We start from the raw sequence: 23,090 nt of genomic DNA on the forward strand, positions 1-23,090 counted from the left end.
CCGGGCAGCCGTTGTTTCCTAGCGTTCACGCTATGAATCAACGGCTGCTCTGGTGGCTGGGCACAGCGTTGCTCCTGCTCGCCGTCCACACCGACTGGAACGTCCCCCTCGCCGCCTGGGTGTTCCCGATCTTCTTGCTCCGCTACGCCCGGCGGGCGCCCCTCCGGCGCGCGGTTCTGATGGTCGGACTGTCCCTGCTGATCGGGCAGGTCTTCTGGCTCGGTGTCACCGGCCTGCTGTTCGTCCTGCCCGCGCTGCTCGCCTTCGGCCTGCTCGTCCTGCTGCAGACGGCCGCGTTCGTGGCCGACCGTCTGTTCGCCGAACGTGCCGGCGCGCTGAGGACCTTGGTGTTCCCGGCGACGCTCGTGGCAGGCGAATACCTCTTCACGCTGGTCACCGGGTTCGGCGACTTCGGCGCGCTCGGCAGCACCCAGTCCGGGAATCTGCCGCTGCTCCAGCTCGCGTCCGTGACCGGCGTGTACGGCCTCACCTTCGTCCTCGCGTGGTTCGCCTCGGTGGCGAACACCGTGTGGACGGAAGGGTGGCCACGCGTCAAGCGCACGGTCTTCGTCCACGTCTGCCTGCTCGGCCTGGTGTTCGCCGCGGGCGGGGCGCGGTTGCTGTTCGACGCTCCCACGACCCCGACGGTGCGGATCGCGGGGATCAGCCCCGCCGCGGAGGCCGACAGGGCGAGTTCCCACGCACTGGAGCGGATCGGCGTGAAATATTGGCGTGCCCAGGAAGTGAGCGCGGCCGATCCCGCCGCGGTCGGCGCCGCCTTCGCCCCGGTCACCGACGATCTCGTTGCCAGGACACGACAGCAGGCGTCGGCGGGCGCGAAGATCGTGGTCTGGCCGGAAGCCCACGCCCGGGTGCTGGAACGCGATCAGGCGGCGCTGCTGAGCCGGGTCGGCGCCGAGGCGAAGCAAGCGGGTATCCACGTCGGACTCGCCTACGCGCTTTACACCGCGCAGGCTCCCTACATCCGGAACATGGCGGTGCTCGTCGGCCCCTCCGGAGAAGTGCTGTGGACTTACGACAAGACGCATCCGACACCGATGGAGCCGATGACGCCCGGCCCCGGCGTCGTGCCGACCGCGGATTCGCCGTACGGACGACTCGCGACGGTCATCTGCTATGACGCGGATTTCCCCAGCCTGACGCGTCAGGCCGCGGACAAGGACACCGCGCTGCTGCTCGTCCCCGCGAACGACTGGACGGGCTTCGCGGCCCTGCACGCGGAAAAGGCGACGTTCCGGGCGGTGGAAAACGGTTTCCCGCTGTTCCGCCAGTCCACCCACGGGATCTCCACGGCGGTGGACAGCCACGGACGAGTGCTCGGAAAGACGGACTATTTCCGCACCGACCAGCAGACGCTCGTGGCGGATCTGCCGGTACGGCCGCGAACGGAGACCGTGTACAGCGCCATCGGGGACGTGTTCGCCTGGCTGTGCCTCGCCCTGGCCGCCTGCTGTCCTTTATGGACATATCGGCGCAACCGTTAGCCCCCTGTTACAGAGTGGGTGGCCTTCGTAACGTCCTGGCCGAAAAGAACAGTGTTCAACGGTTAAGCTCCTCCGCATGCCGAAGCTGCTGGTGGTGGAAGACGACGACGCGATCGGCGGCGTGCTCGAATCGACCTTGCGCCTGCACGGTTACGAGGTCTCGTGGCAGCGCGACGGGCGCACCGCGCTCGCGGCCGCGGCCGCCGGGGACATCGACTTCGTCCTGCTCGATCTCGGGTTGCCGGATCTGGACGGGGTCGAGGTCTGCCGCCGGCTGCGCGCCGAACTCCCCGGCGCCGTCCTGGTCATCCTCACCGCCCGGCAGGAGGAGATGGACGTCGTGGTGGGTCTGGAGGCCGGGGCCGACGACTACCTCACCAAACCCATCCGCCTCGGCGAACTGCTCGCCAGGGTGCGGGCGCATCTGCGGCGCGGGACGGCACCGCCGGAGAGCAGGCCCGCGATCGCCGTCGGGCATCTGCGGGTGGACACCGCCGGACGGCGGGTCAGCATCGGCGGCCGGGAGATCTCGTTGCGGGCCAAGGAGTTCGACCTGCTCGCCCGGCTGGCCGAGCAGCCGGGTGTCGCGGTCAGCCGGGACACCCTGATGTCGGAGGTGTGGGACGCACACTGGTACGGCTCCACGAAGACCCTCGACGTCCACATCGCCGCGCTGCGGCGGAAGCTGACCGAGTCGTCGCCCACTCCCGAGCAGGCGCCGCGGATCTCGACGCTGCGCGGCCATGGTTACCGCCTCGAACAGCCCTTCGACGGCTGAGTTTTCCCAGGCGTCAGTAGTCGCGGAGGTCGGAGACCTCGTCGCGGGCGGCGAGCTGCGCGATCCGCGCCGACGCCGCCACGCACGACACGAGCACCACCGCCGCCAGCAGGCCGAAGTAGCCGTGGGGTGAAGGGGTCCGCTCCACCTGTGCGAACAGGATGAACAGCACGCCCAGCAGATGCCCGGCGATCAGTCCCCCGACGCCGACGATCAGCGCGTCGCCCGCGATGAAGGCCGCCACCTGACGGCGTTTCCCGCCGAGCGTGCTCACGATCAGCAGGTCACGACGGCGTTCGTTGAGCGCCAGCCCGAACGACGGTCCCGCCGCGGCGGCGGCGAGCACGAGGGACGCCAGCATGTCCACAGTGGCCGCGTCGCAGCCGTCCCTGGTGAAGGCGGTCGAGATCGCGAACGCCACCGCCAGCGCGACCAGCACCACCGAGCGCGCCAGCATCGCGCTGCGCCACGAAATCGACAACGCGAGTACCCCCGCGAGCCCCGAGACGAGCGGCCTGAGCACGCCGCCGATCACCCGTTTTCCCTTGCGCAGTCCCAGCTCCACCAGCCGCCACAGCAGCATCGTGCCGCCGGCCCAGCCCAGCAGCGGCCAGAAGAACGCGAGCGCGAGCAGGAGGATGTCGAGACCGTAGGGCGACCACCAGGGCGGGCCGTCGTCGGCGGGGACGAAATACCACTCGCGCAGCACCGCGGGCAGGAAGGCCAGTGCCGCGACGACCGGCCCCGCGAGCAGCAGGAGAACGATTTCCCAGACGAGCGGCACATCGGGGGTGGCGAGGAACCCGCCTGCCAGTGACAGCAGCACCCCGGCCACGCCGCCGGCCAGCCCGGCGGCCACGGCTTCGGCCGACGCGAGCGCGAGGACCTGCCCGCCGGTGGCGCCGCGGGCACGCAGCAGGTCCTGATCCGAGCGCAGTGACCGCTCCGAGGGGGTGGCCAGCAGCACGACGAGCGCCATCGCGGGGACCCACGGCGGTGCCGGGTTCCCGGTCCAGCCGTGCACCGCGAGCAGCGTGACGACGATCGCGACCCCGGCCGCGGACACGCCGAGCCGGGCGGGACGCACGCGTGCGATCCCGCCGACCCACAACGCCATCGCCGCGATCACCGGTCCCGCACCAGCTTCCCGTCGACCATCACCCAGCACTCGCCGAACAGCCCGGGCGGGGCGGGCTCGGCCGTGGCCACCAGCAGCCCCGCGGACAGCCGGTCCGCCGCGCGCACGAGCCGGTCCAGCAGCCGTTCCCCCGCGGGTTTGTCCAGCCACCCCGCCGGGTCGTCGGCGAGGATCAGTTTCGGCGCCGGTGCGAGCGCCCTGGCCAGCATGGCCAGCCGCATCTGCTCGCCGGTCAGGTCACGGGGGGCCTTCTTCGCGAAGCCGGCGAGACCGACCAGGTCGAGTGCGTCGTCGACGGCGTCACGGACGGCGATGCCGGTGCGGCCCGCGAGCACGAGTGGCAACGCGACATTGAGCCGGACGTCGAGGTCGCGCAGGAGCCCGCCGTCCTGCAGGACCAGCCCGATCAGTTCGGGACCCGGCGGCTCCGGCTCGAACGACGGCCACTCGATCGTGCCCGCCGTCGGTTTCTTCATCCCGGCGAGCAGATGCAGCAACGTGGTCTTCCCGGAGCCGGCCCGGCCGGTCAGCACCGCGCGGGTGTCCGCGGCGATCGCGCAGCAGACGCCGTGCACCGCCACCACCGCGGTCAGCCCGGTGCCATAGGTGTACGCCAGTTCCTCGGTGCGGACCAGCGGTGTCGTCACGCCACTCTCACGATCCGGTGCGCGGCCGCCGCGATGTCGGGATCACGGGTCGCCACGACGACGGCCGTCCCGCGCCGGGCGACGACGCACAACAGGTCCATGAGTTCGAGCGCGGCGAGCCTGTCGAGTTCGCCCGCCGGTTCGTCGGCGAAGACGACCTCCGGCGAGCCCGCCAGCACGACGGCAACCCCGGCCCGCGCGACTTCCAGCGCCGAGAGCGCGGCCGGATAGGCGTCACCGCGACCGGCGAGCCCGGTCAGCGCGAGCAGGTCAGTGGCGTCTTCCGGGGCTTTCTCGGGAGCACGGCGGGCGGCGAGCCTGCCTGCCAGCACGACGTTCTGCCCGACGGTGAGGTGGCCGAAGAGATTCCCGCGCCTGAGCAGCACGCCGACGCCGCGACCACCGAGAGGGGTGTCGCCTCCTCCGGCGGGCAGCACTGCCACACAATCGCCCGGGACGGCGAACCGGACGAGGGGGACGGATCCGGGCCCCGGGCCTGCCATGACGGCGGCACGTCGGCGCATGGCCCCAAGGTAAGGCGAACGGGGTCAACATCGCCTTGATCTCAGGTCAACGGACGGCAAAATATCGCGTCTGACGGGTGATCCTCTTCCTCGTCGGCCACACTCTGTCCGTGCGCCGACGGATCGTGACCCTCACCGTGCTGGCCGCGGTGCTGGCGATCACCCTCTTCGGGGTGCCGCTGGCCCTCGCGGTCGCCAAGTTCCACGAGAGCATGTCCACGCACGACCTCGAACGCGCCGCCGACACCGTCGCCCTCGCGGTGACCGGCGATCTCGCCAACGGCCGGGTCCCGGAGCTGAGGCCCGCCGAACTCGGGCCCGAGGGGCAGACCCGGACGCTCGGCATCGTGATCGGGGTCTACTCGCCGACCGGCAGGCTCCTCACCGGCCAGGGCCCGGCCCACGCCGACGACTTCGTCCGCAGCGCGCGCGACAGCGACCGGGCCAGCGGGCTCCTGGGCGACGAGGTGGTCCTCGCCGAACCCGTGCTCAGCGGGCCGGCGGTGGTCGGGGTGATCCGCGCCTCCCATCCCCGCGCCGTCCTGGACGACCGGATCCGGTCGACCTGGCTGAAGATGGCCGGGCTCGCGGGGATCGCGATCGCGGCCAGCTGGCTGATCGGGCTGCGGATCTCCGCCCGGCTGGCGCGGCCGCTGGAGGAGCTGGCCGTCACCGCCGAACGCCTCGGCGAGGGCGACTTCACCGTGCGTACCCGTCGCACCGGGGTCCGCGAGATCGATCAGGTCGCCGAAGCACTCGACGCCACCTCCGAGCGGATCGGCGAGACGCTGGAGCGCGAGCGGACGTTCTCCTCCGACGCCTCCCACCAGCTGCGGACGCCGCTGACCGGGCTGCGCCTGCAGCTGGAGGCGGCGCTGGAGAGCCCCGACCGCGATCCCTACGCGACGATCCGGGACGGCATCGCGTCGGCCGACCGGCTGGAACGCACCATCGACGACCTGCTGGCGCTGGCGACGCAGAGCCGGGCGCCGCGGGCCCTGCTCGACCTGGGCAAGCTGTTCGAAGAGGTCCGCCAGACCTGGCACGGTCTGCTCGCCGGACGTGGTCGTGCCCTGCGGATCAGCGGGCGTGAGGCCCTGCCCGCGCGGGCGGCGGACGCGGCCGTCCGGCAGGTGCTCGCCGTGCTGCTGGACAACGCGGCGACACACGGCCGCGGCACGGTCACCGTCGTCGCCCGCGACGCCGGGGACGCGCTGGCCATCGACGTGAGCGACGAGGGCACCATCCCCGACGGGACGGATCCGTTCGTGACCAGGGACGAGGCACAGGGGCACGGGATCGGGCTGCGGCTGGCGCGGAGCCTGGCGGAGGCGGAAGGCGGGCGGCTGCGGCTGTCCAGTCCGGCACCGACGACGTTCACGCTGCTTCTGCCCGCCGAACGTCCCTCACCGCGAGAAGAAGGCCCGGGCCTGGCGAGCTAGGGGGGGTTACTCGCCAGGCCGGGCCGGTAGGAGGCAAACGCGCCCCGACAGCGCGCACGGCATGCCACCTGAAAGAAGACGGTAAAGACCAGCGGGCCAACAGACGGTACACGCCGGATTAACTGACACTTTGCTTTTCGATGTCACAGAAATTCAGCGACCGTCAAGCCGGGCTGAATCGATCGTGGGAAGATATGAAGTATGACCACCGAGCCGGCGCCGAGATGGCGGAGACTGGAACCGGACGAGCGTAAGGAACAGATCTTCGCCTGTGCGGCCCGCCTTTTCGCGGACCGTCCCTACTCGGAAGTGTCCACATCGGACATCGCGGCCGAGGCCGGGGTCGCCAGGGGGCTCATCAACCACTACTTCGGCACGAAACGCGAGCTGTACCTGGAGATCATCCGGCGGGCGCTGACCGTGCCGCGGCTCGCCGTCGAGATCCTGCCCGACGGCCCGCTCGAACTGCGCGCTGACGTCGCCATCGACTGGTTCCTCGACATGGTCACCAGCCAGGAGAAGATGTGGCTGGCCGCGATCGCGCCGGAGGGCATCGGGCGGGACCTCGAAGTCGAGCGGATCCTGGAGGAGGCCGATCGCGAATCGGCGGACAGGGTGCTCGAAGCCGTCGGCCTGTCCCGCGAAAGCGAGCACGGGCAGGAGCTGAACGCGCTGGTCCGCGCGTTCGGCGGAATGGTCAAGGCGGCGGGCCGGGAATGGCTCGTCCGCGGCTCGCTCGATCGCGGGCAGGTGCACACGCTGCTCAGCAAGTCGCTGGTCACCCTGGTCGGCGAGGTCTTCCCCGAGATCCAGCGCGCCGCCCCGCGAAGCTGACCGGAGAAGCCCCCGGCACCGCGAGGGGGAGGTTGGTGCCAGGGGCTCCGGACCGGCGGCGAACCCCCGGTATCACTCCACACTACGCCGATCCGGCGTCACCCTTGGTGTCGAACGTCCAAGACCGCCTCACGGTCACTCAGCTGGGCGAGCCGGTGCTCCAGCCCGTCGAGACAGCGCTCGACCGCGTAACCGTAGAGGCGTTCGTAGTACCCGGCCGCGAGATCTGGGTCGGCGACCAGCGCCGCGATCGACTCGCCGAGCGCCGCCATCCCCGGCAGGTCGTCACGGTGACGGTACGCCGCGTAGCCCTCGCTCCGGTCGAGCTGCAGCGCCATCGCGCTCTCGCGGTCGTCCTCCATCGCGACGAACTGGCAGGCGGTGGCGAGCAGCAGGTTGTAGGCGAACGGCGCCTCGGCGCCGAACCCGGCCGCGAGCAGACGCCCGATACCGGCGTCCATGGTCGGCACCGCGGCCTCGACCGTCGGCCCGAACAGGGCCAGCCGTCGCGCCGAACCGGGATAGCGGCGCAGCACGGTGCGCACGGTGGGCAGGAATTCGTCGAACCAGGCCCGCCACGGCAGGGTCTTGTCGGGCAGGGTCAGTTCACCGACCACCCGGTCCAGCACCGCGACGACCACGGCGTCCCGGTCGCCCACGTGGTGGTAGACCACCGCGGGGTAGGCGTCGACCGCGGCCGCGAGCTGCCGCAACGTCCAGTTCTCCAGGCCCGACTGGGCCGACAGCTCCACGGCGGCGTCCACGATCCGGTCTCTGGTGACCGCCGGCCGCCCGGAGGCCGCGCGTGACCGGGAGCGGGAACCCACGTCTTCGGGGAATGTCGGCATGCGGTCAACCGTAACCGGCCGGTGGCACGGCGGCGGACATCCGGGCAGGATCGGCGCCATGCCCCGTGCGCGCGTGAACGGCCTCGAACTCGAATACGACGCCTTCGGCTCCCCCGCGGACCCGCCGCTCGTCCTGGTGATGGGACTGGGCGCCCAGATGGTCACCTGGGAGGAAGGCTTCTGCGAACTGCTCGCCGAGGGCGGGTTCCACGTCGTCCGGTTCGACAACCGCGACATCGGCCTCTCGTCCTATCTGGACGATCTCGCCGTCCCGGACCTCGGCGCCCTCGCGGCGGGCGACCTGACGACAGCCCCGTATCTGCTCTCGGATCTCGCGTCCGACGTCACCGGCCTGTTCGACGCGCTCGGCTTCGACCGCGCGCACGTCGTCGGCGCGTCGATGGGCGGGATGATCGTGCAGCAACTCGCGATCGACTCCCCGGAGCGGTTGCTCAGCCTCACGTCGATCATGTCGACCACCGGGGATCCGTCGGTCGGGCACCCGGAACACGCGGCCCTCGCCGCGCTGACCAAGCCGCCCGCCGCCACCCGCGAGCAGGCGATCGAAGACGGCGTCGCGTGGTTCAAGCTCGTGGGTTCGCCCGGTCATCCCTCCGACGAGGAGTACCTGCGGATGCGGGCGACGCGCAACTACGACCGGGCGAACCACCCGGCGGGCGGGCTGCGGCAGGCCGCCGCCGTCGTCGCTTCGGGTGACCGCACGGCGAAGCTGCGCGAGGTCCGCGTTCCGGCTTTGGTCATCCACGGCGAGAGCGATCCGCTGATCAACGTCAGCGGCGGGAAGGCGACCGCGGCGGCGATCCCGGACGCGGAACTGGTGCTGTATCCCGGAATGGGGCACGAACTGCCGCGGCAGCTGTGGCCCGCGATCACGGACGCGATCCTCGCGCACGCGCGGAAGGCTTGAAGCTTCAGGCGCGGCGCGATGTCCGCTTACCTCTAGCTTGACCGTATCCTCAAGTACGTGAAGGCCCCCTTGCCTACTCTCAAGGTAGTGAAGGAGGCCTTCACGTACTTCTTCACGTCACAGGGGCTGATCACGCACGCGCGCAAGACCTGACGCGTCAGGCTTTGTGGCGGTCAGGGACGTGTGGATTTTGCTTCATCTAACGCAACAAGATCCACACAGTCCCGTATCGCACTCACGACCATCAGAATTCCGTCAGGAATCCCGGCCTCCGCGTAGGGAACCCGTTCACACGGGCCGCACGTCCGGTCACGCGGAGTTGACTGGGCGGATGAGGAATTCCGATGGTTTCGGTTTCCCGTTCGGTTGTGCGTCCGTCGTCGGCGTGGCATCGCTGGCAGGGCTACTGGGCGCGGCCGAGCGACACGGTTTCTCCTTGGCGGCACTGGGTTTCGTCGTGTTCGTCACCGGGGTGGTCACGAGCGCGGCCGCCGCGGCCGGGACGGCGGTGATCGCCTGGAGTGTCCATTCGGGATTCACCGTCGGCACGCTCGGCGAACTCCAGTTCACCGCCGAGACCGGGGTGGCCGCGGTCGTGTTCTTCGGCGCGACGGCGACCGGCGCGGTCGCCGGGGCGGCACGGCGTGGCCGGTGGCTTCAGCGGGCGACGACCATCGCGACCACGGTCGTGAAGGATCCGCCGACGTTCAAGGTCAGCACGTTCCGCGCGCCCTCGACCTGAAGCGGTCCGGCCGTGCCCGCGACCTGGCGCGCGGCGTCGTGCACCATCCGCACCCCGGTCGCGCCGACCGGGTGACCGAGGCCGAGCAGCCCGCCGCCGGGGTTCACCGGGAGGACGCCGTCGCGCGCGATCCCGCCGGATTCGATCAGCCGTCCCGCCGTTCCGGGCGGGGCCGCGCCGAGATGTTCCAGCGCCACCAGCGCGGTGATGGTGAAGCAATCGTGCAGTTCGACGACGTCCATCTCCTCGGCGCCGGAGACTTCCGCGCGCCAGTACGCGTCGAGTACCGCACCGCGCAGATGCGGGAACAGGTACTCCTGTCCTTCGGCGCGATCCAGCTTGCCCCGCAACGACAAATGCGCCGTCCGGTGGCCGAATCCGGCCAGCCTCGGGACGTCCGCGAGGTCGCGGCCCGCGCGTTTCGCCCACTCGGCGGCGAATTCCGGCGACGCCAGCACGATCGCGGCCGCGCCGTCGGAGATGCGGCCGCAGTCGTTCTTGCGCAGCACGCCTTCCACGACCGGGTTCAGCCGGTCGTCCTGGCCGAACGAACCGTCGGGGAAGGTCCAGTCGCGTGCCTGCGCCATCGGATTGAGCGCGGCGTTCGCGAACGCGTTCCGCGCGAACAGGCCGAGATGCGCGGGATCGAGTCCATATCGCCAGTCGTAGACGTCGGCGACGTCGGCGAACAAGGCGGGCCAAGGAAATTCGGCCGAGCGTGCCTCGGCGCCGACCCAGGCCGCGGAGCCGAGGTGCCCGGCCGCGGACCGCGCGTCGACGTTGCGCATGAGTTCGAGCCCGGTCACCAGAGCGACGTCGTAACGGCCGGATTCGAGGTCGGCGCTCGCGGCGAGCACCGCCGTCCCGCCGGAGGCGCAAGCGGCCTCGTGCCGGACGCTGGGCACGCCGTCCAGATCCGGGATGGCCGCCACCAGCAGCCCGCCGAGCTGGGCCTGGCCGGTGAACAACTCGGCCGCCAGGTTCGCCACGTGAGCGACGCCGATCTCACCCGCCTCGACCTGCGCGTCCACCAGGGCGTCCGGGACCACTTCGGCGAACATCCCGAAGAGCCCGCCGCCCTCTTTCGCGAAGTTCCGCGCGAAATCGGTCTGTGCCCCGCCCAATACGAAGACCGTCATCGGCTTTCCGGATCACTCAACCACGGGAAGGTTCCAGCTGGTCCGCCCGGACCCAGGTCGCGTGAAAACCGAGCGGGACACGCTGGGGCAACAGGACCCTGGCCACGGGTCCGGCAGCGAGATCGGCGGCGTCGAAGATGTCCAGCTCCGAGCGCCCCTCACGCTCGTCCTGGACGAAGGTCACCAGATAGCCGTCATCGGAATCGGCGGCCGCGCCGTCGCGGGGTGCGAACGGCGCCTCACTGCCCCACCGGCCCGGACCGAAGCGATGTTCGGTCTTGGAGCCGGCACGATTGTCGTAGCACACCAGGCCGTCGAACTTGAGCGTCGACTCCGGCGAGATGTGCACCGCGTAGGAGAACCGGTTCCGGCCGCCGACCACCCTCGAGTCGACGGACGGGAACTCGGTGTTGTCGTCGTCGAGCTGGTTCTCCAGGCACTGTCCGGTCCGCAGGTTGAACCGGTAGCGGTGCAGAGAGGCGTCCAGCCGCAGGTACGACAACATCTTGGCGAGCGGGGTGCGGGCGTCCGCTGCCGGGGCGGCCAATTGCTCATGCGGACGCTGGACGCGGCAGACGTCGAGGACGATTTCCTCGCCCTGCTCCCAGGAATTGACGACGTGGTAGATGTAGCAGGGGCTGGCCTCGAACCAGCGGATCTGGCTACCGTCACCGTAGCGAGGAAGCACCCCGAACCGGCTCGGCAACGACCGGTCGAACAGCAGCTTGTGCCGTCCGTTGCGCGCCGCCTCCATGTCCTGGACCAGCGGCAAGTCCATCAGCACGGCGTAGTTCTCGGTGATCGCCATGTCGTGCGGCAGGCGCGGGCCCGGGAGTTCGATCTCGGTCGTGCTCGCGACCTTGCCGTCCGCGCTGATCACGCCGTAGCGCAGGTACGGCGGCCGTGGCCCGTAGTCGAACCAGAACATCTCGCCGGTGCGCTCGTCGACCTTCGGATGCGCCATCATGTCGCCGACCAGCGTGCCGAGGAAGTCCTCGGCGCCCAGCGTCTCCAGGGAAAGCGGGTCGATCGCGTACGGCGTCCCGCACATGTACCAGGTGGAGAGCACCTGGCCGCGGTGGAAGATCAGGTCGGTGTTGGCGCTGTCCTTGACGTTCAGCCCGTGGGAGTTGCCGAACGGATTGCCCTTCGGCGATTCCATGACGCCCTTCCACAGCGCCTTGCCCGCCTCGGATTCGGCTTCGAAGGCCTTCGTGCGGATCCAGCGGTTGCGGTAGCGGGCCTTGCCGTTCTCCAGGTGGACCGCGTGGATCATGCCGTCGCCGTCGAACCAGTGGTAGCGGCCTTCCGGCTCGAACCTGGGGTTGGGCCCGTTGCGCAGGTACACCCCGTTGAGATCCGCGGGAATCTTGCCGATGACCTCGAGATCGCTCGCGTCGATCTCTTCGCCGACCGGGGCGTAGACGCCCATCAGGTACGGGTTGACCTCGGGTTTCGCGGTGGCGGCTGCCACGAGGATCGGCTGCTCGGAGGCGCTCGTCATCGGTTTCTCCCCGGCGGGTTCGCGTTGACCGATTGGCTGAGACACTATGATTTCTGTAGCCAGCTGTCAATAGACTTCTTCTGCAGTAGTCAGTAGTACGCTGACGGCGACGACTCGCGGAAGGGACGTACGTGACAGAGGCGACGGCGCAGCGCGTCAGGCCGGCGGGCGATCCGCTCCGCCGGGCGCTCGAATTGCTCGGGGACCAGTGGACACTGCTGATCCTGCAAAGCCTCTTCCTGCGCTTCCGCCGTTACGAGGAACTGCGGCTGCGTCTCGGTATCTCCCCCACCGCGCTTTCCGGGCGGCTGCGGGAAATGGTCGACGCGGACGTGCTCGTCCGCACGCCCTACCGGGACGCGCGGCGCACCCGGCACGAGTACCGGCTCACCGAACGCGGCCTGGACCTCTGGCCGCTGCTGATCTCGATCTGGGCCTGGGAGCGGGAATGGGTCGAAGGGCGGCGCGCCGTCCTGCCGACGCTGATCCACCTCGACTGCGAACTGGCCACCTCGGCACCGCTGGGCTGCGCGTCCTGCGAACGCCGGGTCGACGCCCGCGACGTCCGCGCGCGACGGCTCGACGACACCGGCGTCGTCGAAGCGACGGCGACGAAACGCTTCCGCCGCAAGGACGCCGAGTCCCTCGCGGGCGATCCGCTGATGTTCTTCCCGGACACCATGGAGCTGCTCGGCGACCGCTGGTCGACCGGGCTGGTGGTGAGCGCGCTGCTCGGGGCGCGGCACTTCTCCGAGTTCGAACGGGAACTCGGGATCGGCCCGAGTGTGCTGTCGGGGCGGCTCAGCAAGCTCGTGGACGTCGGCGTCCTGCGGACGGGCGCCGCGAAGACCCGCACCGACGCCCACGACTACCGCCTGACGGCGAAGGGGCTCGCCTTCTTCCCCGCGCTCGCGTTCATCGCCGAGTGGTCACGGGGGTTCGAGGTGCCGGGGCAGGCGCCGGACATCACGCTTGAGCACGTCGACTGCGGTGACCGACTGAAGCCGATACTGCTGTGTGACCACTGCTGGCGGCCGCTGCTGCGGAACCGGATCCGGTTCGGCGGGCCGGTCCAGCTGCCCAGACCGTCCAGGTGACGTAAATCGACTCGCCAAGCCGGTCCGTTCCTGACAGGCTGGCGTGGTCACACGTCGTCACCTCGGAGGTAGTAATGACTGAACCGGCACCGTCCCCAGCGGATGGCGAAGAGGACGACACCAAGCGCAAGTTCCGCGAAGCCCTGGAGCGCAAGCAGGCCCAGGCCCGTTCCGGCTCGGCCCACGAAAGCGGCGGGGCGAAGAACCTGCACGCCCACGGTCCGGCCGCGAACAAGCGCACCTTCCGTCGCAAGAGCGGCTGAGTCCCAGCCCACCCCGTGTTATGAACGGGACTTTCATTGCAAATTTTGCAATGAAAGTCCCGTTCATAACATTTCCGGGCCCTACACCGTCAGGATCGAGCGCAGCCCGCCCACCTCGGCCATCCGGCGCTCGGCCAGCCGGTCGGCCGCCGTCGCCGGCGGCACACCGTCGGCCTTGGCCAGCGCGAACACCGCCTTGGTGGTGTCGAAGATCGCCGTGGTCTTGCGCTTCGCCCGCGCGAAGTCGAAGCCGTGCCGTTCGTCGTCGACCTGGATCACGCCACCGGCGTTGACCAGGTAGTCCGGCGCGAAGAGGATGCCGCGGTCGTCGAGCTGCTTGCCGACGCCGGGGTGCGCGAGCTGGTTGTTGGCCGCACCGCAGACGATCTTGGACCGGAGCTCACCGACGGTCTCGTCGGTGAGCACCCCGCCCAGCGCGCACGGCGCGAAGACGTCGAGTTCGGTACGGATCAGCGTGTCCAGGTCCTCGACGACCTCCACGCCGGGGTACGCCGCGCGGGTGCGCTCGATCGCCGCGGGCGACACGTCGGTGATGACCACCTGCGCGCCCGCCTCGATCAGATGCCCGACCAGGATGTGCCCGACCTTGCCGACACCGGCGACGCCGACCTTGCGGCCCGCGAGGTCCGGGACGCCCCAGACGGCGTCCGCGGAGGCACGCATGCCCTGGTAGGTACCGAAAGCGGTGAGCACCGAGGAGTCGCCGGCGCCCCCGTTCTCCGGCGAGCGGCCCGTGACGAACTCCGATTCGCGCGCGACGATGTCCATGTCCTGCACGTAGGTGCCGACGTCGCAGGCGGTGATGTAGCGGCCGCCCAGCGACTGGACGAACCGGCCGAAGGCGCGCAACAGCGCTTCGGTCTTGTGCTTGGTGGGATCGCCGATGATGACGGCCTTGCCGCCGCCGAGGTCGAGCCCGGCGAGCGCGTTCTTGTACGCCATCCCCTTCGACAGGGCGAGGACGTCCGCCAGCGCGGCTTCCTCGGACTCGTACGGGTAGAACCGGGTTCCGCCGAGCGACGGCCCGAGCGCCGTCGAGTAGATCCCGATGATGGCCTTCAGGCCGGTGGCCTGGTCTTGGCAGAAGACGACCTGTTCATGGCCGGTACCTTGGCCGAACACTTCCGTCACTGTGGTGACTCCTTGTCCTGGAGTGCACGCTGCTTGTGGCTCACGTGCGAAGTTCCTGCAACAAGGCACAATCCCCGACGAAGGTCGTCCGGCGGCGACGGTGCCACATCGCAAACCTAGATCGCCCCGGCCCGTTCGCCAAGCCGGGGGCGGGCCGTCTCAGCCGTTGACGACCTCTTCCAGGACGCGGAGCGCGGAATCGAGCTGAGTGTCGGACAGATACGGCGCCGGTCCGAACCTCAGGTACGCGCCGCGGCTGTCGGTCCGGACCCCGCGCCGGGCGAGGGCGGCCTGCAGCGCACCGGCGTCGGCGCACTTCAGGGACAGGAAGCCGCCGATGCGGTCCAGCGGCGTCTCCCGGTCACGCGTGATGACGGCTTCGGGCAGGCGGAGCCTGTCGAAACCCTCGGCGAGGTAACCGACCTGGTGCCGCGACACCTCCCGCAGGAACTCGGGCGTGAGCCCTTGTTCGGCGAAGAACCGGAAGACGCGCGCGCCCCGGTAGTGACTCGTCGGGTCGTAGGTGGCGCCGGCGAACCTGTCCGATCCGGAGGCGTAGGCGACCTGGCCGGGACGGCGCTCGTCCGCGAGCGCACCGAACTCGGCGTACCAGCCGGTGACGACCGGGCGCAGTTCCTGCGCGTGCGCGGGCATCCGCAGGAAGCAATTGCCCTCGCCGAGCTGGAGGTACTTGTAGCCGCCGCCGAGCACCCAGGCGTTGGTGAGCCCGAGGTCGTGCAACGAGAACGGGACGACGCCGAGCGCGTGGTAGGCGTCGACGACGAGGTTCACCGACTGCTTGAGGCAGACGTCGGCGAGGTGGGCCAGCCCCGGCACGAGCCGGGAGGTCTCGAACAGCACGGCCGAGACGAGCACCGCGGCCGTGTCCTCGGTGACCTCGGCGGCGACGCGTTCGGCGAGCGTGGCGACCGGCGTCACGGGGACCCGGATCACCTCGACGCCTTCCTCGGCCAGCCGTGCCAGCTGACGGCGCAGCGTGTGGAACTCGCCGTCGGTCGTGACGATCCTGGGCCGTCCGCGCAGGTCCATCGCGGACAGGAAGCGGATCACCAGATCGTGGGTGCTGGCGCCGAGCGCGATGGCGCCGTGCGGGTCACCGAGCAGCGCCCGGAACCCGGCCCGCATCTCCTCGGCCTTCGCGAAGGCCCTGTCCCACTTCGTGTCGACCTCTTCGGCGGCGTCGGCGAAGGCTTCGAGAAGACCTTCCTCCGCGACGTCCGGCCAGGCCTGGTGGGAATGCCCGGTCAGCAGGATCCGGTCCGCCACACCGAATTTCGTGTAGTGCGCCGCGAGCGCGTTGGGGTCGCGGCGGAGTTCGCCGAGGTTCGTCACAGCCGGCTCCGCACCGCCCAAAGGTCCGGGAACATCGGAGAGAAAAGCGTCGTACGCAGGTAATGCGCTCCCGACGAACCCCCCGTCCCGGTCTTGTCTCCGATGGTGCGCTCGACCATCTTCACGTGCCGATACCGCCACTCCTGCATCCCTTCGTCCAGATCGACCAGGTGCTCCGCCACGACGGACGGCCCGGTGTCGTCGCGGTAGACCCGCAACAGAACCTCTTGGAGCGCTGGAGAGGGTTCGAGTGGCTTGGTGACATCGCGCCCGGTCGGGACGTCGTATCCCTTCACCGCCAGGTAGGTGGTGAAGGAATCGAAGAGCGACGGCCGTGACATCGCGCCCGCGATCTGGGCACGCTGCTCACCGCCCTCGGGGTAATGCGCGAACACCCGCTCGTCCCGGCGGCCGAGAACGGCCTCCAGTACGCGGAACTGAGCCGACTGGAACCCGCTCGAAGCGTCGAGTCGCGCCCGGAAACCGGTGAACTGGCTCGGAGTCATCGTCTCGAGCACATCGATCTGCGCGACCACCACCTTGAAGATAGTCAGAATCCGGCGCAGTGTGCGGACGGCGTGAGCGGTGTTACCCGCCTCGAGTTGCTCCTGCAGGTAAAGCGCCTCGTGGAGAACTTGTTTGAACCAAAGTTCATACACTTGGTGGATAACGATGAAGAGCATTTCGTCGTGCTCGTCGGATCGCGGATGCTGCGCGTCCAGCAGTTCGTCCAGCGAAAGGTAGGACGTGTAACTCAATGCGGCCTGGGTTTCGTTCATGGTTCGGTCACTCCATCGAAGTGGCGCTGCGCCGCCGGGGCCAGCGCCTGGTAAAGATCGTGGAACAGCTCGACCGCGGCCGCCCGGCTCGGCGGAGCCGGTACCAGCCCGACCGGGAGTTCCGGGTCGAGCGAGGGAAAGGCGCGGAAGGTGTGCGTCATCCAGGTTCGGACCTGGAACGCTTCGGCGTCAGGCAGGTCGCCTGAATATCCGCCGAAATCTCGGACGAACGCGTCGTAACGCGCGGCGAGGCCGTCGAGGTTCCAGGCCCGGCCGGCGAAGCGCCGGACGTCGAGCGCGGGCGACGGCGTGCCGAGCATCAGCCCGGCGTATTCGGAGACGTCGAGTTCGGCCAGCAGGGTGAGCACCTCGGCCTCGCGGTCGTGCGGGGCGATCCAGGTGCCGTCCTGCACCGGGCCGAAGCCGAGGAAGCGCAGGCGGCGGACCAGCCGTTCCCGTGCCTGGCGGCGGCTTTCCGGAATGCTCTGCCACAGCACGGTCCACTGCCCGACCTCCCGTTCGCGGCGGCCGAGGGAGAAGATCCGGCGGTCGCCGTCCTCCAGCAGCGCGATCGTGCGACGGGTCAGCGAGTAGTGGACCAGCCGTCCCGCCTTGTGCCGGGCGAGCAGGTCGCGGCGGGCGAGCCTGGCCAGCGCGATCCGTGCCGCGCCGTCGGAGAAGCCGAGTCCGGCCAGCACGCCGACCAGGCCGCCGGACCAGACACGGCGGCTCTCGCGCGGCGACACGTAGGTGCCGAGCAGTGTCATCACCAGCTCCTGGGGAGCCGGGTCGCCGTGGGGCGGGGGCGAGGCGGGCATGGGCGCAACTCTATACACCTCAGGCCGCTGCGGTGTAGCTTGATTCGGGTGACGTACTTCGCGGATTTGAGCTCGCGTCAGGTCGCGGCGCTCGCGTCCGACGAGCGTGTCCCGGTGCTGCTGCTGCCGGTGGGCGCCGTCGAACCGCACGGACCGCACGCGCCGCTGGGCACCGATCCCCTGATCTCGCGGGGGATGTGCGAGCGCGCCGCCGCGCGGCTGGCCGGTGATCCCGGGGTGCGGGTGCTGATCCTGCCCGAGGTGCCCTACGGCGTGACGCGATTCGCGGCCGGGTTCCCCGGCGGCATCTCCGTCGGCGAGGAGACCCTGCACGCGCTGCTGACCGAGATCTGCGGCGCGCTCATCGAGCAGGGACTCACCCGGATCCTCCTGGTCAACAACCATTTCGAGCCGGCACATCTGGCCGTGCTGCGGCGGGTGGCGGAGACCGCCGGAGTCGGCTTCGTCGACTTGGTCCGCCGCCGGTACGCCTCGCGCCTCACCGACGAGTTCCGCTCCGGCGAGTGCCACGCCGGGCGGTACGAGACGTCGCTCGTGCTCGCCGACCGGCCCGACCTGGTCGACGCCGCGATCCAGCGCGGGTTGCCGCCGGTCCACGTCGACCTGGCCCGCGGCGGGGTCACGGATTTCGCGTCGGCCGGGATGACCGAGGCCTACTGCGGCGCCCCCGCCCTGGCGACCGCCGAAGAAGGCGAAGAGACCTTCTCGGTGCTCACCGACATCCTGGTCGAAGCGATCCGGGAGCTGGCATGACCTTCAATCTGGCGACCCATTTCGTCGACCGCCTCCCCGCCGGGCGGACAGCGTTGCTGTGCGGCGACGAGGGAGTCACCTACGGGGACCTCGCCGCCCTGGTGAACCGGGCGGGCAACGTGTTGCGCGACCTCGGTGTCCGAAGTGGACAGCGGGTCCTGCTGGCGTTGAACGACAGCGTCGAGTTCGTCGCCGTCTGGTACGCGGCGCAGAAGATCGGCGCCGTCACCGCCGAGGTCTATTCCTTCCTGCAGCCCAAGGATTACGCCTACTACCTGAACTACACCGAGGCCGTGGTCGTCATCGCCGACTCCTCGACGCTGCCCGCGCTGCGCGAGGCCGGGGCACGGAACCTGCTGGTGGTCGGCGATGCCGTGCTGGAGCCCGGCGAGCACTCGTTCGCCACGCTGGTCGCGTCCGCCTCCGCCGCGCTGGAGCCCGCGCCGACCACGCCGGACGACGTCGCGATCTGGAAGTTCACCACCGGCAGCACCGGTTCGCCCAAGGCCTGCGTGCATCCGGCGCGGAGTGCGCTGGAGAGCTTCGAGCGGTACGCGCTCGGCGTGCTCGACCTGCGCGAGGACGACCGCGTGCTGGCCGTACCGAAACTGTTCTTCGGCTACGCGCGTGATCTGACCGCGCTGTTCCCGTTCGGGGTGGGCGCGTCCGGGATCGTCTTCCCGCAGCGCAGTACCGCGAGCCTGCTGTTCTCGCTGATCGAGCGCTACCGGCCGACGATCCTGGTCAACGTGCCGACCATGATGAGCGCGATGATCGCCGATCCGGCGGCGGCGGAAGTGGACATGAGTTCGCTGCGGCTCGCGACGTCGGCGGGCGAGGCGCTGCCGTCGGAGCTGCATCGCAAGTGGGACAACCTGTTCGGGGTCCCGGTGATCGACGGGATCGGTTCCTCGGAGGCGTATCACATCTATATCTCCAATACCCCCGGCGCCCAGCGGATCGGCAGCCTCGGCCGCGAGGTCCCCGGCTACACCGCGCGGATCCTCGACGAGACAGGGGAAGCGTTGCCGGACGGGGAGATCGGGACACTGGAGGTCACCGGGCCGACCATCGCCCGCGAGTACCACGGCGACCCGGAGAAGACCGCGCGGACGTTCCGCGGCGACACCCTGCGCACCGGCGACCTGTTCAGCCGCGACGCCGACGGCTGCTTCCACCATCACGGCCGCGCCGACGACCTGCTGAAGGTGTCCGGCGTGTTCGTCGCGCCGAGCGAGATCGAAGACTGCCTCATCGGTCATCCCGCCGTCGTCGACTGCGCGGTGGTGGGGGTGACCGTCGACGGCCTGGTGGTCCCGCGGGCCTGCGTCGTACTGGCCGAGGGCGCTTCCGTCACGGCGGAGGAACTCCAGGATCACGCGCGAGCGCAGCTGGCGAAACACAAATACCCGCGCGAGGTGGTGTTCGTGACCGGACTCCCCCGCACCGCCAACGGGAAACTCGATCGGCGCGCGCTGCGCCGGGTGGAGGCGCAGTGAGCAGGATCGTCGTCGTCACCGGCGGGACACGCGGGATCGGCGCGGCCATCGCCGCCCGGTTCCGGGCCGCGGGTGACCGGGTGCACGCGCCCGGCCGGGCCGACTGCGACGTCACCGACGAGGACGCCGTCGCGCGGTACTTCGAGGAACTGGGGCCGGTGGACGTGCTGGTGAACAACGCCGGGATCTCGGCGAGCGCCCCGCTGGCGAAGACGTCGCTGGAGCAGTGGCGTACCCAGTTCGAGGTCAACGCGACGGGCGCTTTCCTGTGCACACGGGCGGTTCTGCCCGGGATGCGGTCCCGCGACACCGGCCGGATCGTCACGGTCGCCTCGACGGCGTCGCATATCGGCTACCGCTACACGGCCGGCTACACCGCGTCGAAACACGCCGCCGTCGGGCTGATGCGCGCCACCGCCGCCGAGGTCACCGGCACCGGCGTCACCGCGAACGCCGTCTGCCCGGCCTTCGTGCGCACGGATATGACAGCCGCCTCCGTGGCCCGGATCCGGGAACGGACCGGCCGGGACGAAGCCGACGCGGAAGCCGCCCTCGCGGCCGCGTCGCCACTCGGCCGCCTGCTCGAACCCGACGAGGTCGCCCACGCGGTGGCCTTCTTCGCGGCGCCCGAAGCGGCCGCGATCAACGGACAGACACTCGTCCTCGATGGAGGTGGGATCCAGTCATGAGCCCGTTCCGCGCCACGCCGCCGATCACGGCGAACTGGGAGCATTTCGAGTTCACTGTGGACGATGGCGTCGCCACGGTCACCTTGGACCGGCCCGAAAAGCTGAACGCGCTCACCTTCGACGTCTACGCGGACCTCCGGGACCTGCTGGCCGAGTTGCCGCACCGCGGCGACGTCCGGGTGCTGGTCATCACCGGCCGCGGACGCGGGTTCTGTTCCGGTGGCGACGTCGAGGAGATCATCGGCGAGCTGCAGAAGATGGAGTCCGCGGAACTGCTGGAGTTCACCCGCATGACCGGGGCGGTGGTGAAGGCGCTGCGCGAATGCCCCATCCCGGTGATCGCCGCGGTGAACGGGGTCGCGGCGGGCGCGGGTTCGGTGATCGCGCTGGCGAGTGACTTCCGGCTGCTGGCGTCGTCGGCGAAGTTCGCGTTCCTGTTCACGAAGGTCGGGCTCGCCGGTGCCGATATGGGTTCGGCGTACCTGCTGCCGCGCTTGGTCGGGCTGGGCCGGGCGACGGAGTTGCTGATGCTGGGCGACAAGATCGACGCCGTGCGGGCCGAGACGATCGGGCTGGCTTCGAAGGTCGTGCCCGACTCCGACCTGGCTTCCGAGGCTTCGGCGCTGGCCCGGCGCCTGGCGGACGGGCCGGCTTTGGCTTACGGGACCACGAAAGTGCTGCTGACGCGGGAACTGGACATGGACCTCGGGAGTTCCATCGAACTTGAGGCGATCACCCAGGCTTTGCTGATGACGGCGAAGGACCACGGCGAGTTCTACGCGGCCTGGAGCGCCGGACGCGCGCCCCGTTGGACCGGCCGGTAGCCCCTCCTGCCGCATTTAGTCGGCTAAACGCGATCTGGGGCGGCTCCCAGCAACCGTTCGGCCAGTACCCGGCACCGCTCCCCCAGCTCCGCAGGCTCGAGCACCTCGAACGCGTGCCCCAGCAGCACCACGTGCATCAGCAGGAAGTCGAGGTCCCCGGCCCCGCTCACCACCTCGCACCGCGCGCCATCCCGTTCCTTCACGACAGCGGCCGACGCCGGGATCTGGGCCCGCACCACCGGAGCGGGCGCGTGCACCAGGAATCGCGCTTGGTGCCGGTAGACGCGGCTGGCGATGTTCTCCTGCACGTAGGCCGCGGCGTCGGGGGCCGGACGCGGGCGGAATCGCCACGTGCGCGCGGAAACCCCGGTCATCCGGTCCACGCGGAAGGTCCGCCAGTCCGCGCGATCGAGGTCGTAGGCGAGCAGGTACCAGCGCCGCCCGGAAGCCACCAGCCGGTACGGCTCGACCCGGCGCTGCGACAGGCCCGAGGAGGACGGATAGCCGAAGCCCGCTTCGACCTCGTCGCGGCACGCGCGCGCCAGGGTCATGAGGACGTCGGGGTCGATCGGCGCACGGCTTCCGTCGAAGGAGACGACCGAGCCGGACAGCGCGCTCACCTCGTGCCGCAGCCGGGTCGGGAGCACCCTGTCGAGTTTCGTCAGCGCCCGGAGCGCGGCGTCCCCGCTGCCCGCGCCGGCGAGCAGGGAGACGGCGGTGGCGATCGCCTCCTCGTCGTCGAGCAGCAACGGCGGCATGTCGTGACCGGGGCCGAGCTGGTAACCGCCGCCGACCCCGTTGCTGGCCGCCACCGGAAAGCCGAGCGCCCGCAGCCGTTCGATGTCCCGCCGGATCGTGCGCGGGGTGACACCGAGCCGCTCGCCCAGTTCGGGCCCGGTCCACACCGCGCGCTGTTGCAACAGCCCGAGCAGGGTGAGCACCCGCTCCGTCGTCCCTAGCTCGTCCTCCATGTCACCCACCGTCGCAGAGGTAGCGGACCGATCCTGTCCGCTAGGCATGTCAGAGTAGTCCCATGAACCGAAAGAGCCGCGAAATCCAGGTCACCTTCGACGCCCTCGACCCGAAGGCCCTGTCGACCTTCTGGCGCGACGCCCTGGGATACGTCCACCCCGGGCCGCCGGGGGTCGAGGTGCCCGAAGGCACCGACCCGCTGGACGCGTGGGCCGAGTTCCTCGAACGCGTCGGCGTGCCCGAGGATCAGCGCAACACCCGCTCGGCGCTGGAAGATCCCGCCGGGGAAGGGCCGAGGATCTTCTTCCAGCAGGTCCCAGAGGACAAGATCGCCAAGAACCGCGTCCACCTCGACATCCGCGCCGCCCCCGGGCTCCAGGGCGACGAGCGGATGGCGGCGCTGGAAGCCGAGTGCGACAGGCTGGTCGCGCTCGGGGCGAAGCGGGTCCAGCGCTTCGAGCCCGAGCAGCCGCTGAGCCTGGGCTTCATCGTGATGAACGACCCCGAGGGCAACGAGTTCTGCCTGGACTGAGCCCTTCGCGCTCGTGAGTGGTAATGATGGTTCTCACGAACTCTCTGAGGTACCTACTCGTAGCCCGCGGCTTTGCTCGCGGGGAAGTAAGGCGTGAAGGTCGAGTTTCCTCGGCTGAGCCGAGGGAAGGGGGCCTTCACGCGCTACCGCTGTGACTGGTGGCGATGGTCCGAGCTGGCCGTGAAGGCCTCCTTGAGGGACCCAGAGTCCCTCAAGGAGGCCTTCACGGAACCCTTCATTTGTGTACCTACGGCTGACGTCTGGGCTGCGCGAGGTGTCTCGAAGGGGCCCTTTGAGACGTTCAGCGTC

Annotated in this window: 24 protein-coding genes; 13 read left to right on the forward strand and 11 right to left on the reverse strand. The window is 70.0% G+C overall.

Features of this window, described 5'->3' with window-relative positions:
- Positions 1–32: 32 nt before the first annotated feature.
- Together SD37_RS32305 and SD37_RS32310 are read left to right on the forward strand one after the other, a co-directional pair.
- The gene (locus SD37_RS32305) at positions 33–1,505 is read left to right on the forward strand and encodes an apolipoprotein N-acyltransferase (protein WP_044856091.1); all 1,473 of its coding nucleotides are present in this window, start codon (positions 33–35) and stop codon (positions 1,503–1,505) included.
- Positions 1,506–1,581: 76 nt separating this feature from the next.
- Positions 1,582–2,283: a response regulator transcription factor gene (locus tag SD37_RS32310; protein WP_044856092.1), complete on the forward strand. Its 702-nt coding sequence runs from the start codon at positions 1,582–1,584 to the stop codon at positions 2,281–2,283.
- A 13-nt stretch (positions 2,284–2,296) separates the two neighbouring features.
- Here the strand turns inward: SD37_RS32310 and SD37_RS32315 are convergent, their stop codons facing one another.
- From SD37_RS32315 to SD37_RS32325, 3 genes are read right to left on the reverse strand one after another with little or no spacing between them, the layout of a single operon-like run.
- Positions 2,297–3,412, reverse strand: a complete 1,116-nt coding sequence (locus SD37_RS32315; RefSeq protein WP_044856093.1) for an FtsX-like permease family protein — start codon at positions 3,410–3,412, stop codon at positions 2,297–2,299.
- On the reverse strand, positions 3,409–4,068 hold the full coding sequence (locus SD37_RS32320) for an ATP-binding cassette domain-containing protein (protein WP_044856094.1): 660 nt from the start codon (positions 4,066–4,068) through the stop codon (positions 3,409–3,411). Before SD37_RS32320 ends, SD37_RS32315 begins: the two co-directional genes overlap by 4 nt.
- On the reverse strand, positions 4,065–4,592 hold the full coding sequence (locus SD37_RS32325) for a P-loop NTPase family protein (RefSeq protein WP_236725164.1): 528 nt from the start codon (positions 4,590–4,592) through the stop codon (positions 4,065–4,067). Before SD37_RS32325 ends, SD37_RS32320 begins: the two co-directional genes overlap by 4 nt.
- 77 nt (positions 4,593–4,669) lie before the next feature.
- On the opposite strand from SD37_RS32325, the gene SD37_RS32330 reads away from it, so the two are divergent.
- The gene (locus SD37_RS32330) at positions 4,670–6,034 is read left to right on the forward strand and encodes a sensor histidine kinase (RefSeq protein ID WP_044856096.1); all 1,365 of its coding nucleotides are present in this window, start codon (positions 4,670–4,672) and stop codon (positions 6,032–6,034) included.
- 201 nt (positions 6,035–6,235) lie between these two features.
- Entirely contained in the window at positions 6,236–6,868 is a 633-nt protein-coding gene (locus tag SD37_RS32335) for a TetR/AcrR family transcriptional regulator (protein WP_037312814.1), read from the forward strand.
- A gap of 98 nt (positions 6,869–6,966) precedes the next feature.
- Here SD37_RS32335 and SD37_RS32340 read toward each other — a convergent pair whose 3' ends face one another.
- On the reverse strand, positions 6,967–7,716 hold the full coding sequence (locus tag SD37_RS32340) for a TetR/AcrR family transcriptional regulator (protein WP_044856097.1): 750 nt from the start codon (positions 7,714–7,716) through the stop codon (positions 6,967–6,969).
- Positions 7,717–7,774: 58 nt separating this feature from the next.
- Between SD37_RS32340 and SD37_RS32345 the strand changes: the two genes are divergently transcribed.
- Together SD37_RS32345 and SD37_RS32350 are read left to right on the forward strand one after the other, a co-directional pair.
- Entirely contained in the window at positions 7,775–8,644 is an 870-nt protein-coding gene (locus SD37_RS32345; protein WP_044856098.1) for an alpha/beta fold hydrolase, read from the forward strand.
- A gap of 331 nt (positions 8,645–8,975) precedes the next feature.
- Positions 8,976–9,386, forward strand: a complete 411-nt coding sequence (locus SD37_RS32350; protein WP_044856099.1) for a hypothetical protein — start codon at positions 8,976–8,978, stop codon at positions 9,384–9,386.
- Here SD37_RS32350 and SD37_RS32355 read toward each other — a convergent pair.
- Both SD37_RS32355 and SD37_RS32360 read right to left on the reverse strand, forming a co-directional pair.
- Positions 9,302–10,525, reverse strand: coding sequence for an acetyl-CoA acetyltransferase (locus SD37_RS32355; protein ID WP_044856100.1), 1,224 nt, complete (start codon positions 10,523–10,525; stop codon positions 9,302–9,304). The two genes, SD37_RS32350 and SD37_RS32355, sit on opposite strands and share 85 nt — an antisense overlap.
- 16 nt (positions 10,526–10,541) lie before the next feature.
- Entirely contained in the window at positions 10,542–12,029 is a 1,488-nt protein-coding gene (locus SD37_RS32360) for a carotenoid oxygenase family protein (protein WP_044856101.1), read from the reverse strand.
- A 131-nt stretch (positions 12,030–12,160) separates the two neighbouring features.
- Between SD37_RS32360 and SD37_RS32365 the strand changes: the two genes are divergently transcribed.
- Both SD37_RS32365 and SD37_RS32370 read left to right on the forward strand, forming a co-directional pair.
- Positions 12,161–13,126 carry a winged helix-turn-helix transcriptional regulator gene (locus SD37_RS32365; protein ID WP_044856102.1) on the forward strand — a complete coding sequence of 322 codons (966 nt, stop codon included), beginning with the start codon at positions 12,161–12,163 and terminating at the stop codon, positions 13,124–13,126.
- A gap of 74 nt (positions 13,127–13,200) precedes the next feature.
- Positions 13,201–13,389, forward strand: a complete 189-nt coding sequence (locus tag SD37_RS32370) for a DUF5302 domain-containing protein (RefSeq protein WP_037312797.1) — start codon at positions 13,201–13,203, stop codon at positions 13,387–13,389.
- Positions 13,390–13,470: 81 nt separating this feature from the next.
- On the opposite strand, the gene SD37_RS32375 is transcribed toward SD37_RS32370, so the two are convergent.
- From SD37_RS32375 to SD37_RS32390, 4 genes are all read right to left on the reverse strand, one after another.
- Positions 13,471–14,541, reverse strand: coding sequence for a Glu/Leu/Phe/Val family dehydrogenase (locus SD37_RS32375; protein WP_044856103.1), 1,071 nt, complete (start codon positions 14,539–14,541; stop codon positions 13,471–13,473).
- A gap of 159 nt (positions 14,542–14,700) precedes the next feature.
- Entirely contained in the window at positions 14,701–15,894 is a 1,194-nt protein-coding gene (locus SD37_RS32380; protein ID WP_044856213.1) for a kynureninase, read from the reverse strand.
- Positions 15,891–16,673, reverse strand: a complete 783-nt coding sequence (locus SD37_RS32385; RefSeq protein WP_044856104.1) for a tryptophan 2,3-dioxygenase — start codon at positions 16,671–16,673, stop codon at positions 15,891–15,893. The genes SD37_RS32380 and SD37_RS32385 overlap by 4 nt, the downstream gene beginning before the upstream one ends.
- Positions 16,670–17,491, reverse strand: coding sequence for a PaaX family transcriptional regulator (locus SD37_RS32390; RefSeq protein WP_044856105.1), 822 nt, complete (start codon positions 17,489–17,491; stop codon positions 16,670–16,672). The genes SD37_RS32385 and SD37_RS32390 overlap by 4 nt, the downstream gene beginning before the upstream one ends.
- A gap of 48 nt (positions 17,492–17,539) precedes the next feature.
- On the opposite strand from SD37_RS32390, the gene SD37_RS32395 reads away from it, so the two are divergent.
- Genes SD37_RS32395 through SD37_RS32410 form a run of 4 tightly spaced genes read left to right on the forward strand, consistent with a single transcriptional unit; the run spans position 17,540 to position 21,277 of the window.
- The gene (locus tag SD37_RS32395) at positions 17,540–18,265 is read left to right on the forward strand and encodes a creatininase family protein (protein WP_044856106.1); all 726 of its coding nucleotides are present in this window, start codon (positions 17,540–17,542) and stop codon (positions 18,263–18,265) included.
- Positions 18,262–19,764 (forward strand): benzoate-CoA ligase family protein, encoded by a 1,503-nt coding sequence (locus SD37_RS32400; protein WP_044856107.1) that lies wholly within the window; start codon positions 18,262–18,264, stop codon positions 19,762–19,764. Before SD37_RS32395 ends, SD37_RS32400 begins: the two co-directional genes overlap by 4 nt.
- The gene (locus SD37_RS32405) at positions 19,761–20,453 is read left to right on the forward strand and encodes an SDR family NAD(P)-dependent oxidoreductase (RefSeq protein ID WP_044856108.1); all 693 of its coding nucleotides are present in this window, start codon (positions 19,761–19,763) and stop codon (positions 20,451–20,453) included. The genes SD37_RS32400 and SD37_RS32405 overlap by 4 nt, the downstream gene beginning before the upstream one ends.
- Positions 20,450–21,277, forward strand: coding sequence for an enoyl-CoA hydratase family protein (locus SD37_RS32410; protein WP_044856109.1), 828 nt, complete (start codon positions 20,450–20,452; stop codon positions 21,275–21,277). The genes SD37_RS32405 and SD37_RS32410 overlap by 4 nt, the downstream gene beginning before the upstream one ends.
- 23 nt (positions 21,278–21,300) lie before the next feature.
- Here the strand turns inward: SD37_RS32410 and SD37_RS32415 are convergent, their stop codons facing one another.
- Positions 21,301–22,248, reverse strand: a complete 948-nt coding sequence (locus SD37_RS32415) for a helix-turn-helix transcriptional regulator (protein WP_044856110.1) — start codon at positions 22,246–22,248, stop codon at positions 21,301–21,303.
- A gap of 62 nt (positions 22,249–22,310) precedes the next feature.
- Here SD37_RS32415 and SD37_RS32420 point away from each other — a divergent pair, with 62 nt between their 5' ends.
- Positions 22,311–22,781 carry a VOC family protein gene (locus SD37_RS32420; protein ID WP_044856111.1) on the forward strand — a complete coding sequence of 157 codons (471 nt, stop codon included), beginning with the start codon at positions 22,311–22,313 and terminating at the stop codon, positions 22,779–22,781.
- The last annotated feature ends 309 nt before the right edge of the window (positions 22,782–23,090 follow it).

Origin of the sequence: Amycolatopsis orientalis, from assembly GCF_000943515.2 — a bacterium.
GTDB lineage: Bacteria > Actinomycetota > Actinomycetes > Mycobacteriales > Pseudonocardiaceae > Amycolatopsis > Amycolatopsis orientalis.